This is a genomic window from Chryseobacterium sp. KMC2, assembly GCF_016756935.1.
Classification (GTDB): Bacteria; Bacteroidota; Bacteroidia; order Flavobacteriales; family Weeksellaceae; genus Chryseobacterium; species Chryseobacterium rhizosphaerae.
The window spans coordinates 44,241-60,701 of sequence record NZ_JAESIT010000011.1 but is presented as its reverse complement, the minus strand read 5'-3'; the positions used below and the strand labels follow the sequence as shown (position 1 = coordinate 60,701).

Here is a 16,461-nt window from a genome sequence, read left to right as displayed (position 1 = left end):
CTTTGGTAGATATTATTATTCCAATATATAAAGAAATACCTGATCGTGATGATTTGATTTCATTCAGTCAGGTATTTCATATTTTAGGAAGTTACAAAATCACTTTTATACATCCTAAAAGTCTTTCTCTTGATGCCTATAAAGATTTTAATGCTTCATTCATTAGTTTTGATGACCATTATTTCAAAAATATTTTTGGATATAATCAACTCATGATGAATGTAAATTTTTATAAAAGTTTTTCAGAAAAATATATACTAATTTATCAATCTGACTGTTTTGTATTTAAAGATGATCTTATAAATTGGTGTAAAAAAAACTACGATTATATTGGTGCTCCCTGGATACGGAGTTCAGAACATATTCCTTTTTTTAAATTATTTTTTGATAAAACTATTGCCAAGTTTAAAGAAATGACCAACTTTAAAGGGAATGGAAAGTGGCAAAAAAACAAATCTCTTCTTTACAATGCTGTAGGGAATGGAGGCCTGTCTTTAAGAAAGAGAGAAAAGTTTATAGAAGTTCTTGAAAGCATTCCGGAGGTAGTAAAAATTTATTTAAAACCTGAAAATACAGGGCAATTTTACGCCGAAGATGTGTTTTTTAGTATCGAGCCTGAAAGAAATGGTATAATTTTTTCTAAACCTAATTATAAAGAAGCCTGTCTCTTCTCCATTGAGAACAAACAGGAGAAAGCAATGAACATCAATAAAGGAGAACTTCCTTTTGGCTGCCATAGATGGAATAAGGAAAAAGATTTCTGGAGACCTTATTTTTCTAAAGCAGGATATTCAATATAACAATGAACGACTTTAAAGATAAAAGTATCATATTAGCTGTTCCCAATCATTTTGGGCTACCAAAGGTTTTTAAAAAAAATCTTGAGTATCTTGGTTTTAAAGTTTTTACTGTAGAGCACGATTGTTCGCAGGTAAAACTGAGTGCAGAAGAGTCTTTAATTCATATTTATAAAAAGGCATTCAGCAACAACAGAACTTTTAAAGCCAAAATGTTAGCCGAAAAAAAGGAACACCCCCAGCTGTTTTTTCTTGATAAAATCAGCCATGCAGATTATGCCCTTGTGGTACGCCCTGACCTCTTCAGTAAAAATGTTCTGGCCAAAATTCAGGAAAAAAGTACTTACACTGTGGCTTACCAATGGGACGGAATGCAGAGATTCCCCTTAGCAGAAAATACCATACAATATTTTGACAGCTTTTTTGTATTTGACGAAAGAGATACCATAAGATATCCACAGACAAAGCATATTCACAATTTTTATTTTGACTATCTGCCCGAAAAACCTGAAGCAAAACAGGATCTTTTCTTCGTAGGGACTTTTATGAAAGATCGTATTGAGGAGCTTTGCAACCTTTCTATATTATTTCAGGAAAAAAATCTGAAAACCAATATCAATGTAATCTACACTAAAGAAAAACATATCAAGAAGTACCGGGAATATCCTATAAATTTCACAAGAACCGGAATGAGTTTTGAAGAAAACATGAAAAATGCAAAAGCTTCAAAAATTATTCTTGACTTTCAAAACACGATTCATAAAGGGCTTTCTTTCAGGGTTTTTGAGGCCGTAGGATACAGAAAAAAATTAATCACTAATAATGAATTGGTAAAAGAATATAGCTTTTATAATTCCAGCAATATATTTCTTCTGAATGAGTATAACATGTCTGACATCACCCATTTCCTGGCAGATGATTATAGGGAATCTTCCGAAGAAATTTATCAAAAATATAGTTTTACAAATTGGATCACCTGTATTTTAACAAAATGAAAAAGAGACTTTTATTTATTGCTCCGGATTACTATGGATTTAATGAAGTTATTTTTAGTGGTATAAAAAAGTATACAGATTTTGATTCTGTAATGGCTATAAGTGCTACAAACGAAAGATATCAATATAAAAACTTCTACGAAAGAGCAGAAAATTTTTTCTCTAAAACTTTTCTAAGAAAAAATTTAAAGAACCAGAAAAAAAGGGAACATCTGATAAGACAGATGAACCAGCTGGACTATTATGATTATATTTTGGTGAATCGCCCTGATCTTTTAGACCAGGAAATGTATGATATCGTACAGAAAAAAGGAAAAAAAAAGATCGTCGTCTTCTGGGACAGCTTTAGCAAAATAGGGGGTCAAAAAGAGACTATTCCCTATTATGATCTGGCATTTAGTTTTGACACGGATGATTGTAAAAATTATGATTTAAAGAAGATCAGCAATTTTTATTTCAACGAAGATCTATATTCTAAGAATCCTATTTATGATATTGTTTTTTTAGGAACATTTGATAAACGTTTCGATGATTTGACCAAAATCATCAACAGTATGAATCAGAAAAGTATCGATATCAAGTGTTTCATTTATCATCCCAGTGATTTCAGTATAGATGAGCAAATCGAAAAAAACATCATTAAATTGCCCAATATCCTTCCATTTAATGAATCTTATAGAGTCAATGAAAAAGGAAGTGTTCTATTAGATCTTGCCCATGAGAATCAATCAGGATTATCATTCAGACCTTTTGATGCCTTAGGATCAGGAAAAAAACTGATTACCACAAATAAAGCAATTAAAAACTATGATTTTTATAATTCAAATAATATTTTTGTCATTGAAGATATCAACAATATAGAAATACCCTCCGATTTTTTCACAACACCTTATGAAAAGGCTGACGAACAAATTCTGGAAAAGTATTCTTTCAAAAACTGGATAAATACCATTTTAGACTTATGATCTCAAGAAAAATATATTTTGTATGCCCTACTAATCCTCACCCATCCGGTGGAGTAAAACAAATCTATAGAATGGTTGACATTCTTAATAAAAATGGATTTGACGCAGCAGTCATACATAAAAAAGCAGATCAGAGAGAAACTTGGTTTCCCAATAATACAAAGGTTGTCCATAATCCTTATTTATTTAAGCTAATTAAATATCTGGATAAAAAAAAGCTAAGCATTAGCAAAAAATTAAAATTAATGTATTTAAAGAAAATCAGTTTTAGTATTGAGACTGATTCTATTCTGGTTTTCCCTGAAATCTATAGCAGCATCAATAAAATAGAACCTTTTACAAAAAAAGTGATTTTTAATCAAAACTGCTATTATACATTCAATGGTTTCCCACTAGGAAGTTCCGCTGAAGATTTTCCATACAATAAAAAAAATACCCTGGAAACCATCGTGGTGTCCGAAGACTCTAAGAATTATATCCAGACCGCTTTCCCCAATACATCTGTTCATAGAATACGATTAGGAATTAACGCCAGTATTTTCAATTTTTCTGAAAACAAGGAAAAAATTATTGCCTTCATGCCACGAAAACTATCTGAAGACAGTACTCAGATTATCAACATTTTCCAATCTAGAAATAATAATTCTGACTGGAAAATTATGCCCATTGACAATAAAAGTGAAAATGAAGTTGCAGAGATTCTTAAAAAGGCTGCTATATTTTTGAGCTTTAATCATAAAGAAGGGTTTGGACTTCCTCCGGTTGAAGCTATGTCTTGTGGATGTTACGTAATTGGATATAGAGGGCAGGCAGGAAAAGAATACTTTAATTCTGAGTTTTCAGCCCCTGTAGAAGATGGTAATATTCTTGAATTTGTATTGAAAATAGAAGAAGCTACAAAGGTATATGATCGAAATCCTCATGAAATTATAAACAAGGGACGCATTGCTTCTGAGTTTGTTTTAGCAAATTATACAATTAGCAATGAGGAAAAAGATATTATCAATATCTGGAATGACATTATGACCCGGGCAGAGGAACAGGAATAACTGCAATAAACAATAAAAAAATAAAAGAAGCCGTCTTTCAGACGGCTTCTTCATGTATAATATCACCTATTTTATTAGTAAGCATAAAAAGGAATACCTTCTGCTATATATTCACGTGGTGTAACCGGAGCTCCTCCCGGAGAAGCCATATAGTAATGATCTTTCTGAGATGGGCTATAAAATTGATAAATTGGTTTTTTTGTGCTGTCCATAGTCGCATAAAAAGCAATTCCCTCATATGTATAAGTAGCAGGCGTACCCAGATAAGTTGAATAATAATGGTCTTTCTCTTGTGGACTATAATATTTATAAACCGGAATTGTACCAGGTGCTTTATAAGTATACGCTTTGAAAAACTCTCCCTCAGCAACATAAGTATTTGGCGTTATTGGCAAATGAGAAAGATAGTGATCTCTTTCTTGTCCGCTATAGAAGCCATATATAGGAACCGGGATATAATCAAGCATTACTTTATTATCAATCAGATACTGAATTACATATGATTTAAGCTCCGCTTTTTTAACAGGATCTTTTATCAGGTCAAAAATAAATACTAACCCATTGTTTCCAAAATCTACCAGGACTGAGTTATTTACTGTCGAGCTGTTTTGCCAGTTTGCTATATTAATTTTGGAAGTATTCTGATCAATACTAATTTCTCCAATTAAACCTTTTGACGGATCCCCACCTCTTGTTCTGTAGGATAATTTTCTGGAAAAGTTTTGGCTAGATTCAGATGTATTAACGTCATTTTGAGCGTCGATATCAAAAACTTTTAGTATTCCCACTTTCACTCCAATTCTTGCAGCACGGTCACGGCTTTCGTTAGTGGTTTCAGACTGGAACATAATATCCATTTTAGCTCCTGTATAAATATCTACGGCTACGTGAGTCCCATAATCCTGAACAATTTGCTGAGGAGTCTTATTCTGCAGATCTTGTGCAAACTCAGGAGTCAAATAGTCTCCTAACATGTCTGCGGTAGCATTTAGTCTTAATCTTCTCTGCTTAATTAGAAGGTTATAACTTCCATAAATATATTTTGCATCAAATTTATGATTGGTTGTAACAGCTGAGCTAAACCCTACGGAAAGCATTTTCTTAAATAATGGAATTCCTGCTGTAGCATTTACTTTAGTAGCAACCATCTTAGAATAAGATTCTGCATTTTCACCATAATCTTCCACATATTCTTGTGAATAAGTATTCTCAGCTAATATTCTACCACCCTGCTCCATCTTAAATCGATCAATATCGATTACTCTGAAACCCGCAGCATTGGCATTAGCATACTCACCGGTAGCATTATATCCATGTCCAAGGATATCATAAACTCCATCTCCTGCAGATCTGCCAACTATAGAACGGCTGGCTTTAGCTTGGTTCTCAGCTGTTACCTCACTGCTTAGATCTTCTGAAGAGCATGAAGCCATAAAGAGCATTAACACGCTGCTAAGGCAAAATACAATTTGTTTTTTCATGATATTGTTTTAAAATTCCCTGCAAAGGTAATATTCAACAATATTTTAAGGAAGAATAAAAAAATGATATATATCATTGATTAGTGAATTTAACACGCATTTAAACATCGATTAACAAAAGACAAAACATTCACTATACATAGAATTAATTATGAAATAAAATCAGCTTTATTCATTTTATTAACATGTATAATCATTTTTCTCAGATTCCATTATGCATATTCAAATTATAAATAATTCTTGTTTGGTATTTCATAAACCAGGTTTTGTAATTAAATCTTTTAGCCAATGACAGCCATCATCCTCAGAGAATGAAGAGGTTTAAATTTAAAAATCGGAAAATACACGATTATAAATCATCTCCTAAACCCATAATTTTAAGTAAATTTGCAAAAATTAAAATTGAAATGGAGAAAGTAAGAGTACGTTTTGCTCCAAGTCCTACAGGACCTTTGCATTTGGGAGGCGTAAGAACCGCATTATATGATTATCTTTTTGCTAAAAATCAGGGTGGAGAATTTGTATTGAGAATTGAAGATACAGATACTGCAAGATATGTAGAAGGAGCTGAAGAATATATTGAAGAAGCTTTAGAGTGGTGCGGAATCATTCCCGATGAAAGTCCTAAGAAAGGAGGGAAATTTGCCCCTTACAGACAATCTGAAAGAAGAGATATCTATGACCGATATACTGAGCAGATCTTAAAAACAGATTATGCTTACCTGGCTTTTGACACTCCAGAGGAACTGGATGCTATGCGTGCAGAATTTGAAGCAAGAGGTGAAGTGTTCTCTTATGATAACAAAACAAGGAACCGTTTAAGAAATACTCTGGCTCTTTCTCAGGAAGAAGTTCAAAGATTACTGGACGAAAAAACACCTTATGTAGTACGATTTAAAATGCCTGTTGACAGAGTATTGAATCTTGAAGACATTATCCGTGGAAAATCGTCTGTAAATACCAATACATTAGACGATAAGGTTCTTGTAAAAAATGACGGGATGCCTACTTATCACTTTGCCAACATTATTGATGACCATGAGATGGAAATTTCTCATGTAATCCGTGGTGAAGAGTGGCTGCCTTCTTTAGGACTTCACACTTTATTATACGAAGCAATGGGTTGGAAAGCTCCAGAATTTGCTCACCTTTCTTTAATTTTAAAACCTGAAGGTAAAGGAAAATTAAGCAAAAGGGATGGTGATAAATTCGGATTCCCTGTATTCCCGCTTGATTTTAAAGATCCTGCAACCGGAGTTGTTTCCAAGGGATATAGAGAGAATGGTTACCTTCCTGATGCATTCATCAATATGGTTGCTTTATTAGGATGGTCTCCTGCCGATGATAAGGAAATTCTTCCATTGGAGGATATGATCAAAGAATTTGATCTTCATAAAGTACATAAGGCTGGGGCAAGATTCAGTAAAGAAAAATCTGAATGGTTCAACCACCAGTATATTCAGATGAAGTCTGATGAAGAACTTCTTCAGCTTCTTAAAAATACAGATCTTGATCTTTCCGGTTCTTCCGATGAAAAGCTGTTAAAAGTGATTCAGCTGATGAAAGAAAGAGCTACTTTCCCAAAAGACATTTATGAAAACGGGAAATTTTTCTTCGAAGCTCCAACTTCCTATGATGAAAAAGCATCAAAAAAAGCATGGAACGAAGAAACTTCTGCTATTTTAGGGGAATTAGCATCTACCCTTGAGTCTTCAGACTTTACTGCTGAAGCACTTAAACAGACAGTTCACGATTTTGCCGAAACTAAAGGTTTGGGAATGGGTAAAGTAATGATGCCTTTGCGTTTGTCTTTAGTAGGAGAATTGAAAGGACCAGACGTTCCTGATATTTTGGAAATCCTTGGAAAAGAGGAAAGTATCTCCAGAATAGGCAATGCCATAAATAATTTTAAATAGAATAACCATAATTTTTCATACATTTGAAAGATTTAATTTACTTCAAGAAATGGAATATTTAAGTTTCGAACTTCCTATCAAAGAATTAATGGATCAATACCAGACCTGTTCTTTAGTAGGAGAAGAAAGTGGTGTTGATGTAAAATTAGCATGCAGCCAGATTGAGGATAAGATTTTAGAAAAGAAAAAAGAAATCTACGAAAATCTTACACCTTGGCAAAGAGTACAACTGTCCCGTCATCCGGATCGTCCATATACCATAGACTATATCAACGGAATGGCAGACAAAGGCAGTTTCCTGGAACTTCACGGAGACAGAAACTTCGCTGATGATCCGGCAATGATTGGAGGATTGATTACCCTGGATGGTCAAAGAGTGATGATCATAGGAACTCAAAAAGGAAGAACAACTAAAGAAAGACAATACAGAAGATTTGGAATGCCGAATCCTGAAGGATACAGAAAAGCTTTAAGACTAATGAAGCTAGCTGAAAAATTCAACATTCCTGTTGTCACTTTAGTAGATACCCCGGGAGCCTATCCAGGATTAGAAGCTGAAGAAAGAGGACAAGGTGAAGCTATTGCAAGAAATATTTTTGAAATGGTTCAGCTTAAAACTCCTATTTTCACTTATATTATTGGAGAAGGAGCCAGTGGTGGAGCATTAGGAATAGGTGTAGGAAATAAGGTATATATGTTAGAAAACACGTGGTATACCGTAATTGCACCGGAGAGCTGTTCATCCATCTTATGGAGAAACTGGGACCACAAAGAAGATGCTGCCAATGCATTAAACCTTACTCCACAGGATGCTTTAAGAGAAAAGTTCATTGACGGAATCATTGAGGAACCTCTTGGAGGCGCTCAGTATGATCCGGAAACCACTTATTTAAATTTAAAGAGTTCTATTTTACAGAATATAAAAGCTTTTTCCAAGTTTACAGGACAAGAGCTTGAAACCCAGAGACAAGATAAATTCATTGCGATGGGTCAGTTTAAAGGATAAAAAACAAAAGGGTTAAGAAAATATTTCTTAACCCTTTTTTTAGCTCTAGTCTTCTTCTAATCCGCAACATTGAGAGCAATTTCAATGTCCTGGTTAATTTTCTTTAAGGAAGAATATTTTGCATCACACACCATGGTGGTCAGTATATATTCTCCTTTATCTATGAGAATAAAGTTTTCTCCTTTGGCTGGAACACTCAGATTGTAATATTTTTTGCCATTTATTTTCACGATCAGATTACAGCTGGACCTGTTTTTAATATTGACGTAGGCTTCATTTTTATTGATGTCATTACTAAAAAGATGGGTAAGCATCGCTGCTCTTCTTTTATTTTCTTCACTGGCCTCTGATTTGGAGGAACCCGCACTTTTTGCTGAACCTACCGAAGCATAGCTTACACTTCTTTCTTCTTTTAATGCATCAATAGCTGCAGAGGTATTATTAGCCGCAGAGGTTGTCTTATTATTAGAAGCCGAAGCTTTATTGGCAACCAGTACTTTGCCACTATTCAGCTCATTGTTTTTTACTATTTTTTCAATCTTCTCTTTACTAATCGGTTTGATTGTAGGTTTTGCTTCAGGAGAGTTATCTGCCATGATAATTTCCATCAGCTTTCTTTTAAAATAGTCTGTTTTTGCGTGCCCGGGATTTTGTTTCAGGAAACCTGCCACTATTCTTGCTTCTTTAGAAACCTCTGCTTCCTGCTCCGTATAGATGATCACTGTTTCTTTTTCTACAACAGCTTTAGATTTCGATCTTTTCTTTTTTTGGGAAAAACCAAGAGAAAAAACGCATATAAATAGAAGGAAGAAGAATTTTTTCATTAATCAAAACTTTAAAATAGTATTAAATATATTAATAACGTGAAAAGTCATTTTTTAGTTTATCATTAAAATCATTATCTTTGCACTGCTTTAAAATTAAGCTAAAAATTAATACTAATCTTAAATAAAAAATAATACATATTATGTCTTATACACCAGTTGCTGCTGACGTAGCGAAATTAAGAAACCAAACAGGTGCAGGTATGATGGACTGCAAGAAAGCTCTAGTTGAAGCTGAAGGAGACTTCGAAAAAGCGGTAGATATCCTTAGAAAAAAAGGACAAAAAGTTGCTGCTAACAGAGCTGACAGAGAATCTGCTGAAGGAGCTGTAATCGCAAGAGTAAACGAAGACAATACTTTAGGTGTTGTTATTTCTTTAAATTGTGAGACTGACTTTGTGGCTAAAAATGAAGCTTTCATTGAATTAGCTTACGAATTAGCTGAAATGGCAATCTTCGCTGCTACTAAAGAAGAGCTTTTAGCTACTGACTTCCACGGAATGACTGTTGCTGAAAAATTAATTGAGCAAACAGGAGTTATCGGTGAAAAAATCGAGATTGGATCTTTCGAAAGAATTCAGGGAGATTTCTTAGGAGCTTATATCCACGCTGGAAACAAAATTGCTGCAATCACTTCTCTTTCTGCTAAAGTAGACGGAGCTGACGAAGCTGCTAAAGCTGTTTCTATGCAGGTTGCTGCTATGAACCCAATTGCTTTGGACGAAACTAGAGTTTCTCAGGAAACTATCGATAAAGAATTAGAGATCGAAAGACACAAACTTACTGAAGAAGGTAAGCCTGCAAACATTATCGATAATATCCTTAAAGGTAAAATGCAGAGATTCTACAAAGACAACACTTTGGTACACCAGGACTTCATTAAGGATGGAAGTATCTCAGTTGCTGACTATGTAAAATCTGTAAACGGAGACCTAAAAGTAACAGGATTTGTAAGAGTAAGCTTAGTGTAATCAAGCTTTCAAAAAAATATTTGATCCCGATGAAATTCATCGGGATTTTTTATGCAGTATTCCAGCTAATATGAACACAATATAACACCAATTTTAAATATTCAATAATTACGCTATAAACCAGCATTGATAGAATTTTTTCACACTAAAAATCAATTATTAATAATTAGATTTGCGGCCCTTACAATAACATATGAAAAAATTTCTACTGGCTATCTTCACCTTTATTTGTTTGTTTGTTAATGCCCAGTTAGACACAGAGCATTGGTTTGCTCCCATGTCTGCAAGTGATCTTTTGGGAACTCCTGAAGGGTATCTCTATCTTTCCACTAATGAAACAATCCCATTTTCAGTACAGGTTTACAATAACAACACTGTATTTTCAACGGTACAGGTAAGTAAAAATAACCCGATTCGGGTAATGGTACCCAACAGTTTTATGATTGCTTCTTCGGTGAGCAGTCTGTTCAGATCGACTTCAATGGGATTATATGCAAAAGGAAGCAAAAAATTCTTTGCCAGTTTCAGATTTTCAGTCCCCAACCAGGCTGAGATTATTACTTCAAAAGGATTAGCCGGCATCGGGAAAAACTTTTTTGTAGGGGTGGCTCCTATTACATCGGCAAAAACTTACGTCAACTCCACCATTGGTGTTACTGCTACGGAAGACAATACCACGGTAACTTTATCCGGATATAATCCAAACGTTGTTTTTTCTGATGGTATTTCAGCTGTATCAAGAACATTTACTCTTAATAAAGGCAAATCATATATTATTGAGGCTCAAAGCACACTGGCTTCAGCAAATCTGGTGGGATTAGTAGGGGCAAAAATTACAGCTACGAAACCTGTATCTGTCACCAATGGAAATTTCAACAGTATTTATACTACCCAAAACAGCAGCAATGTGGATGTGCTGATGGACCAGGCTGTTCCTGTAGAAAGATTGGGTAAAGATTTTGTACTGGTCAAAGGAAATGGTCCTGCCAACTCAGGAATGGAAGCAGCCTTGGTGATAGCAACAGCAGACAATACTAAACTTACCGTCAATGGAAACCTGGTAAATAATATCACCCTTACTACCGGAAAATATTATATTGTACAGGGTACCAATTATCTAAACCAGGGTAATGGAAATTTCAACATGAGTATTTCCGCTAACAACAATGTTTATGTCTATCAGCTTCTCGCCGGGACTTCCGGAAATACGGTTTATGCAACCGGAGGAATGAATTTTATCCCACCGTTAAGCTGCTTTTTACCCAAAGAAATTAATGAAATTGGATTCATTAATAAAATTGGGAATGACAGTTTTAATACTAAACTTAATATTATTACCCAAACGGGGGCAGCAGTAACATACAATGGAAATCCTATCATTGCAGCCAATGGACCTTACCCTGTCACCGGAAACCCTAATTGGGTCACCTACTCTATCCCTAATGTTTCAGGAAATGCCACTGTAAACTCTACAAAACCTGTAACAGCAGGAATAGCGGCCGGAAACGGAGCCGTTGGATATGGTGGTTATTTTGCAGGATTCTCTTCCGTACCCGCAATTACAAAAACAGGAGATTGCTATGCCGGCACCCGTCTTGAAGTAGACAGTAGTTACGATGCATACCAATGGTATTTTAATGGAAATGTAATTCCCGGAGAAACTTCCTATTTCATTAATCCGGAATTATATGGCACCGGAACTTATACCTGCTACATCACAAAGAATAACTGTGAGTCCAGACTTACATATGAATATGAATATACAGTCTGCCCACCCATATCCACCACAACCTATACGATCGGATCATGTAACACCAAAATAATAACGCCAGTATTTACCAATTCTAATCAGAGCGTTGATCCTTCCCATACAAGCATTATCGTACAACCTGCCAATGGAACGGCTTCTATCAACCCAGTGACGGGTCAGGTTACGTATACTCCTAATGCAGGGCTTACCACCGACACTACGGACACCTTCACCTATTATATTCAGGGAAGTGGAAATCCTGCTTCATTTGAATATTTCAAAATTATAATTAACATCGATGTCCTTCAAACAAGCAATACGTCTTTAACCTCATGTACTGCAGGTAATGGAAACGGAACATTCGACCTGACCGCAGCCAATGTCACTCCGGATTCGGGGACCTCTGTTACTTATTTCACAAATGCTAATTTAACCGGCGCGATCACTACCCCAACTTCTTATACAGGACCTGTAGGAGCTATTTATGCTAATGTAACCTCTGCATATGGCTGTTCTAAACAAGCTATTATTACATTAGCAGCCTATCCTTCACCTAATATTAACACCAGTACCTTCAATGCTGCTATTTGTGATGATAATTTTGATGGAATGGTCAGTGTCAACTTCGTCAATATAACCCCACAAATCGTAACTAATTCTCAGAATTTTACAGTAAGGTACTATCTCAATCAGTCTGATGCGACTGCAGGAAATGGAAACACCCTTCCTGTTAACTGGACATACACAGCCACTACAACAGTATACGTAAGGGTTTCTTCTATTTCCGGTGAATGTCCTCCTGCTTTAGGGCAAATAAACTTCAGTATTGGAAATAAAATTCCTCTACTAACAGAGACTGCAAAAGTGGATATCTGCGATAATGACCTTAACGGCTCAGAGGCTGTAAACCTTACTGATTATAAAGTATTATTCACGGCAGATCCTTCTGTAGTGCTATCATTCTACACATCATTAGCGAATGCTCAGGCAGGGGTTAATCCTATTTCAGCTTCACAAAACCTTACTTCTGCAAGTGTTTTCTATATAAGATTCCAACATAATACAGCATGTCCTAACACCGCTACGCTAACCCTTACTTTAAAAGCTCCGAAAAAATCTGAAAGACTCCGAAATCAGGTTGTCTGTTCAAGCGAGAAAGTTATTTTAGATGCCGGACCGGGATTTTCCTCCTATGTATGGAATACGGGAGCGACCAGTCAAACCATTACTGTAGGCGCAGGAAGTTATTATGTAGATCTTGGATTTAATGGATGTGTGTACCGTCAGACGGTGAATGTAGGAGTAGCCCAGGCACCTATCATTACAAGGATAGAGGTTGTAAATTCCACCGCTACCATTTATGTTACCGGCGCAACTGCCCCTTACCAATATTCATTAAACGGATTAAATTATCAGACTTCCAATGTTTTCACCGGATTATCCCGGGGAATTCACAAAGTATATGTTTTAGGTTCAGATGGATGCAGTCCTGTAGTGAAAGAGTTTTTGGTCCTTAATCTTGTTAATGCCATTACTCCGAATGGTGACGGGATCAATGATGTATTGAATTATACCGATTTAAGAATAAAAAAAGACGTCAGCATTGAAATAGCAGACCGATATGGAGCTACTGTTTATAAGTCTTCTGATAAAAATTATGTTTGGGATGGCAAAGTAAACGGAAGGAATCTTCCTACGGGAACCTATTGGTATATTTTACAGTGGACAGAACCGGACACACAATTACCAGTTTCACATTCGGGCTGGCTTTTAATCAAAAATCGAGAATAATTCAACGTATTTATTAGTATTTTTTTAACAATATTTGAAATTTTATTTTAATTTTGTAGAAATCCTAACTCCATACACATGAAAAAATTTTTACTTAGCATAGTATTGTTTTTTTTTACAATTAATACAGTCTTTGCCCAAAGGGATACAGAACACTGGATAGCCCCATACTTCAGTAATGCAGGCAACTATTCCAACAGGATATATTTATCTACGGATTCTGTAACTCCTTTTGATGTAAAAATATACAACAATAATAATCCTGTTCCTGTTGCTACTGTTACAATCAGTAAAGGTAATCCTCAGTCTGAATTTATTGATCCCAGCTTGATATCGACTTCCACCACTACCGATGCTTTCAAATCTATTGGAAAAGGATTGTACCTGAAAGGCGACAAACCTTTCTACTGTAGTTTACGACTTGCCCAATCTGCCCATGGAGAAATTATCACCAGCAAAGGAAAGGCAGGTATTGGAAAACAGTTTTATGTTGCTACACCTCCAAATACAAACACTTCTAACAGCATTAATAATTTCACAGCAGGAATTATGGCTACTGAAGATAATACAACAGTAACGGTAACCTGGAATGGAGCTGGAGTTCAGTTTTATAATGGTACGCCTACGGGAAACACCCAGACCTTTACACTGAACAAAGGAAAGTCTTTTATTTTTGCCGGTACTGGAACGAATACAGCAAACCTTAGTGGCTTTATCGGTGCTAAAGTTGTATCTGATAAGCCTGTAACCCTTACCAACGGAAGCTGTAACGGAAACTTCTCTTCTGCACCAAGTGGGTCAGATCCTATCCTGGACCAGTCTGTTCCTACCGACAGACTTGGAAATACCTTTGCTATGGTAAAAACAAGATCCACTTCTCCCAATCTTAATATGGAAGGTGGGCTTATTGTAGCTACAGAAGACAACACAGAAATATATTTAAATGGATCTACTACGCCTGTTCAGACGATCAATGCTGGAGGATGGTATAGAATCAATGAGACTAACTATGTTACTCAAACCGGAGCAGGGGCTCATTCCAATATGTTTATTTCAACTTCAAGGAATGTTTATCTCTACCAGTTTATTGGAATAGATAATAGCGATGCAACCAATGGATTCAACTATATCCCACCATTAAACTGTTTTCTTCCAAGAAAGATTGACGAAATTGGAAAGATCAACGAAATGCCGCTGGGACCATTAGGTGCCAGTACTACGCCCAGTGATCTGCATGTAAAATTAAATATTTTGACTGAAACCGGAGCTGTAGTAACCGTAAACAATGTTACTCCTACAGCTGCTGAAGGCCCTTATCCCCTTACAGGAAACTCACAATGGGTAACCTACGCTATCAATGATATACTAGGAAATGTAACCATTACTTCTACCAAAGCGGTAACCGCAGGTATTAATGGTGGATACAGTACTGCAGGATATGGAGGATATTTTGCAGGGTTTTCATCAATCCCCGTTATTGCAAAAGTAACAGGAGAATGTGTTCCGGGATTAATACTGGAAGTAGATGATGGGTATGAAACCTATCAGTGGTTCCGCAACGGAACTGCAATAGCAGGTGCTACTTCATTTACTTACACCCCTACCCAATCAGGAAACTATACCGTAAAAGTAACCATGGGAACCTGCCCACCCGTTACTACACCTATCTATAAAGTAGAAACATGCTTAAAGCACACTACGCAGACCCTCAATGCATGTTCTACTAAAGTTATTACACCGGCATTTACCTCCTCAACCCAAACGCCGGCACCAGGTACAGTAATGATTATTACTCCTCCCAATAAAGGTACAGCCGTTATCAACCCTGCAACGGGCCAAATCACTTATACTCCCAATGCCAATTATCTGGGGCCGGATGTGATTGTATATAAATTCTGTGGAGCAGCTACCGAATTTATCGACTGTGAAGAAATTACGTTAAAACTTACGGTAGTTCCTTTCATCGTACAGGATGCCAGTATTTCAGCATGTTGGTATGATGTAGCTCCTTATGCCTATTTTGACCTTACTAAAGCTAAAGTAACCGACTACAACGCGGTTGTAAAAAAATATTACCGTACACTCGCCGATCTTAATGCGGGTATCAATGAAATTACAACTCCTGAAAACTTTCCTGCTACCGGAGGTATTGTGTATGTAAAAATAACAACCGCTGAAGGTTGTACTGCCAATGCAAAAATTGAGCTTATTGCGCTGCCTATCAAAAAATCACCTCTTCTTGTAGACCAGTATATCTGTATGGATGCCAAAACCAACATTGATGCAGGACCTGGATATGATTCTTATGAATGGAACACAGGAGCTACTACTTCTGGGATCAGAGATGTAGGAGTGGGTGAATACTCTGTAAAGCTTGGTAAAAACGGATGTTTCCTTATTCAGATCGTAAGAATAAGAAAAGCTGAAGACCCGGTTATCCAGCAAATTGAGATTAACAACAACAATGCAACAGTTATTGTAGCCGGAGGTAAAGCTCCTTACAAATTTGCAGTTGACGGAACGGTAAACTGGCAGGATTCTAATTCTTTCGCTGGATTATCAAGAGGACAGCATACATTCTATGTGAAAGATGCTTACGACTGTACTCCGGTTTCTGTTGAGATCACTGTCCCTAATTTATTAAACGCAATTACTCCTAACGGAGATAATGTAAATGATTATATAGACTACAGTGAGCTGGCTTATAAAGAAAATCTTTCTTTTGTGGTATACGACAGATATGGAAACATGGTCTTTACCGGAAATAAATTTAATAACTACAAATGGGACGGAAGACATTTTGATAAAAAACTGGGAACCGGAACCTATTGGTATCATATCAACTGGAATGAGCCTAATAAAGAGAAAACTCCAATAAAATATTCAGGCTGGATCTTAGTAAAGAATATAGAATAG

The 16,461-nt window shown here is 36.0% G+C and carries 11 protein-coding genes; 9 read left to right on the top strand and 2 right to left on the bottom strand.

Going from position 1 to position 16,461, the window contains the following annotated elements:
* The first annotated feature begins 2 nt into the window (after positions 1–2).
* The 4 genes from JML65_RS14180 to JML65_RS14165 are packed head-to-tail and all read left to right on the top strand — an operon-like array spanning position 3 to position 3,806.
* The gene (locus JML65_RS14180) at positions 3–800 is read left to right on the top strand and encodes a DUF5672 family protein (protein WP_202271215.1); all 798 of its coding nucleotides are present in this window, start codon (positions 3–5) and stop codon (positions 798–800) included.
* Positions 801–802: 2 nt separating this feature from the next.
* Positions 803–1,792: a hypothetical protein gene (locus JML65_RS14175; RefSeq protein WP_202271214.1), complete on the top strand. Its 990-nt coding sequence runs from the start codon at positions 803–805 to the stop codon at positions 1,790–1,792.
* A complete protein-coding gene (locus tag JML65_RS14170; RefSeq protein ID WP_202271213.1) occupies positions 1,789–2,757 on the top strand; it encodes a lipopolysaccharide core biosynthesis protein rfaS in 969 nt (322 codons plus the stop codon). Before JML65_RS14175 ends, JML65_RS14170 begins: the two co-directional genes overlap by 4 nt.
* Entirely contained in the window at positions 2,754–3,806 is a 1,053-nt protein-coding gene (locus JML65_RS14165) for a glycosyltransferase (RefSeq protein ID WP_202271212.1), read from the top strand. The genes JML65_RS14170 and JML65_RS14165 overlap by 4 nt, the downstream gene beginning before the upstream one ends.
* 74 nt (positions 3,807–3,880) lie before the next feature.
* Here JML65_RS14165 and JML65_RS14160 read toward each other — a convergent pair whose 3' ends face one another.
* The gene (locus tag JML65_RS14160) at positions 3,881–5,287 is read right to left on the bottom strand and encodes an MAC/perforin domain-containing protein (RefSeq protein WP_202271211.1); all 1,407 of its coding nucleotides are present in this window, start codon (positions 5,285–5,287) and stop codon (positions 3,881–3,883) included.
* 407 nt (positions 5,288–5,694) lie between these two features.
* Here JML65_RS14160 and gltX point away from each other — a divergent pair, with 407 nt between their 5' ends.
* Together gltX and JML65_RS14150 are read left to right on the top strand one after the other, a co-directional pair.
* Positions 5,695–7,203: a glutamate--tRNA ligase gene (gene gltX, locus JML65_RS14155; RefSeq protein ID WP_202271210.1), complete on the top strand. Its 1,509-nt coding sequence runs from the start codon at positions 5,695–5,697 to the stop codon at positions 7,201–7,203.
* A gap of 49 nt (positions 7,204–7,252) precedes the next feature.
* Positions 7,253–8,209, top strand: a complete 957-nt coding sequence (locus JML65_RS14150; protein ID WP_047488710.1) for an acetyl-CoA carboxylase carboxyltransferase subunit alpha — start codon at positions 7,253–7,255, stop codon at positions 8,207–8,209.
* 56 nt (positions 8,210–8,265) lie between these two features.
* Here JML65_RS14150 and JML65_RS14145 read toward each other — a convergent pair whose 3' ends face one another.
* Positions 8,266–9,033 (bottom strand): DUF6759 domain-containing protein, encoded by a 768-nt coding sequence (locus tag JML65_RS14145; protein ID WP_202271209.1) that lies wholly within the window; start codon positions 9,031–9,033, stop codon positions 8,266–8,268.
* A 143-nt stretch (positions 9,034–9,176) separates the two neighbouring features.
* On the opposite strand from JML65_RS14145, the gene tsf reads away from it, so the two are divergent.
* From tsf to JML65_RS14130, 3 genes are all read left to right on the top strand, one after another.
* Entirely contained in the window at positions 9,177–10,004 is an 828-nt protein-coding gene (gene tsf, locus JML65_RS14140) for a translation elongation factor Ts (RefSeq protein ID WP_047488703.1), read from the top strand.
* 193 nt (positions 10,005–10,197) lie between these two features.
* Positions 10,198–13,545 carry a T9SS type B sorting domain-containing protein gene (locus JML65_RS14135; RefSeq protein ID WP_202271208.1) on the top strand — a complete coding sequence of 1,116 codons (3,348 nt, stop codon included), beginning with the start codon at positions 10,198–10,200 and terminating at the stop codon, positions 13,543–13,545.
* 78 nt (positions 13,546–13,623) lie between these two features.
* Positions 13,624–16,461 carry a gliding motility-associated C-terminal domain-containing protein gene (locus JML65_RS14130; RefSeq protein WP_202271207.1) on the top strand — a complete coding sequence of 946 codons (2,838 nt, stop codon included), beginning with the start codon at positions 13,624–13,626 and terminating at the stop codon, positions 16,459–16,461.

Bases quoted from the DNA above. Each gene is read 5' to 3' on its own strand.
- JML65_RS14135 (WP_202271208.1), top strand. From the start codon at position 10,198: ATGAAAAAATTTCTACTGGCTATCTTCACCTTTATTTGTTTGTTTGTT.
- JML65_RS14170 (WP_202271213.1), top strand. From the start codon at position 1,789: ATGAAAAAGAGACTTTTATTTATTGCTCCGGATTACTATGGATTTAAT.
- JML65_RS14160 (WP_202271211.1), bottom strand. From the start codon at position 5,287: ATGAAAAAACAAATTGTATTTTGCCTTAGCAGCGTGTTAATGCTCTTT.
- JML65_RS14175 (WP_202271214.1), top strand. From the start codon at position 803: ATGAACGACTTTAAAGATAAAAGTATCATATTAGCTGTTCCCAATCAT.
- gltX (WP_202271210.1), top strand. From the start codon at position 5,695: ATGGAGAAAGTAAGAGTACGTTTTGCTCCAAGTCCTACAGGACCTTTG.
- JML65_RS14145 (WP_202271209.1), bottom strand. From the start codon at position 9,033: ATGAAAAAATTCTTCTTCCTTCTATTTATATGCGTTTTTTCTCTTGGT.
- JML65_RS14150 (WP_047488710.1), top strand. From the start codon at position 7,253: ATGGAATATTTAAGTTTCGAACTTCCTATCAAAGAATTAATGGATCAA.
- tsf (WP_047488703.1), top strand. From the start codon at position 9,177: ATGTCTTATACACCAGTTGCTGCTGACGTAGCGAAATTAAGAAACCAA.
- JML65_RS14165 (WP_202271212.1), top strand. From the start codon at position 2,754: ATGATCTCAAGAAAAATATATTTTGTATGCCCTACTAATCCTCACCCA.
- JML65_RS14130 (WP_202271207.1), top strand. From the start codon at position 13,624: ATGAAAAAATTTTTACTTAGCATAGTATTGTTTTTTTTTACAATTAAT.